Below are 1457 nucleotides of genomic sequence, written 5' to 3'. Positions count from 1 at the left end.
ATCAATCGAACCGTGGTTATCGGTGAGATCGATCATGGTCTGGGGGGCTCGGTGGCCGTGATGCGGGCGGCGTAGACCCGGTGCGCCTTGCGCTCGGCCGGGCCGGCGGACTCGGCGGCGAGGGCGGCGCTCTGGTGCAGCGCGGCGCGGTGGAGTTCGAGTGGGGCCGCGAGGCGGACGGTGTGGCCTTGGCCGCGGCGGATGGTCCGTCCGGCGCTGATCGCCTGGCGGACGGCCGCGTCGCCGGCGGTGCGTAGGTGATCGGCGAGCAGGCCGGGCAGGTCGAGGACGATCTCCGGGCTCGGTGCGGGCACCTGGTGCGGCTCGTTGGCCTCGATGGGGAGCGTGTCGAGCTCGTCGGGCAGGTCGCGGGCGCCGGCGGCGTCCAGGATGCGGCGGATGGTCTTGGGTGCGACCCGGTGCCGGCGGGCGAGGGCCTTGACGGCGGCGCCGTTGCGGTACGCCTCCACCACGGCGGCGGCCTGGTCCTCGTCGAGGGCGGTGGGGCGGCCGAGGGTCTTGCCGGCGGCTTCGGCGGCCGCGACGCCCTCACGGGTGTTCTCGCTGATCATATCGCGCTGGAACTCCAGCACGGCGGCGAGGACGGAGACCATCATCTTGGTGCCGGGATCGTCGCTGGCGAGGTCGATGCCGGACAGCAGGCCGGACTCGACGCGCAGGTGCAGACCGCGGCGGATGAGCACGGGGCGCAGCGCGAGGATGTCGGCGACGGAGCGGAAGAGCCGGGCGGCGTCGGCGATGCGGATGGTGTCGCCGACGCCGGCTTCGTGCAGCAGCTTGGTGAAGCCGCTGCGTTGAAGGGAGAGCTGGCGGCTGGAGGTGGCGGGGTCGTCGTAGGCGGGAGCGCCGGCGGCCAGCAGCGCGGCCAGGGCGTGACGCTGGCGGGCGTCGGTCTGCTTGTCGGTGGAGTGGCGCAGGTAGATCCGGTCAACCATGGGCGGCCTTCCCCCGGGGTGGCCGGGCGGCTCCCGGCGGGTGTCCACAAGCCCATCGTAGGGGCGAAATGGGGAGGCGTAATTCTTGACCGGATCCGATTGGATCGGCGGGCCGTTTCCGCTGGTGGACGGCGCACGCGGATTGGATCCGCCCGTGGGGGCGTAATCGGCCGATAACGCCCCCACTTGCAGATTGGCTCGCACTGGGATCGCGTGACGACCGTTACGCTCTGCTCCTGGCCATATTGTCGCACCAGATAGCCAAGAGGCGTGGGCTATGTTGCGGGGATGATTACCGGGACGGCATCGCGCCACACACGGATTGGTGACCCGGTGCTCTTCTGAGCGCCGTACGGGCCGGTGCGGGCCCGCTGCTCGGTCGAGGATCTTGCGCTGCTGCGCGGGCTCCGCCTCCGTCGTGTTGATCGCAGGTTCGACACATCAACCACGACAGGAGGATTCATGCCCTGCAAGACGCTGCAGATTCCCACCGCGGACGGT

1 protein-coding gene is annotated in these 1457 nt (G+C 70.9%); it reads right to left on the bottom strand.

Annotated elements, in window-relative coordinates; translation table 11 throughout:
- Positions 1–32 precede the first annotated feature (32 nt).
- Positions 33–956, bottom strand: coding sequence for a recombinase family protein (locus tag AC5LUJ_RS23585; protein ID WP_493465809.1), 924 nt, complete (start codon positions 954–956; stop codon positions 33–35).
- Between the last annotated feature and the right edge of the window lie 501 nt (positions 957–1457).

The organism is Protofrankia sp. CiP1_Cm_nod3 (assembly GCF_982290655.1).
This window is presented reverse-complemented; position numbering and strand designations above follow the sequence as displayed.

Excerpts from the sequence above, each read along its gene's own strand:
- AC5LUJ_RS23585 (WP_493465809.1), bottom strand. The coding sequence starts at position 956 with ATGGTTGACCGGATCTACCTGCGCCACTCCACCGACAAGCAGACCGAC.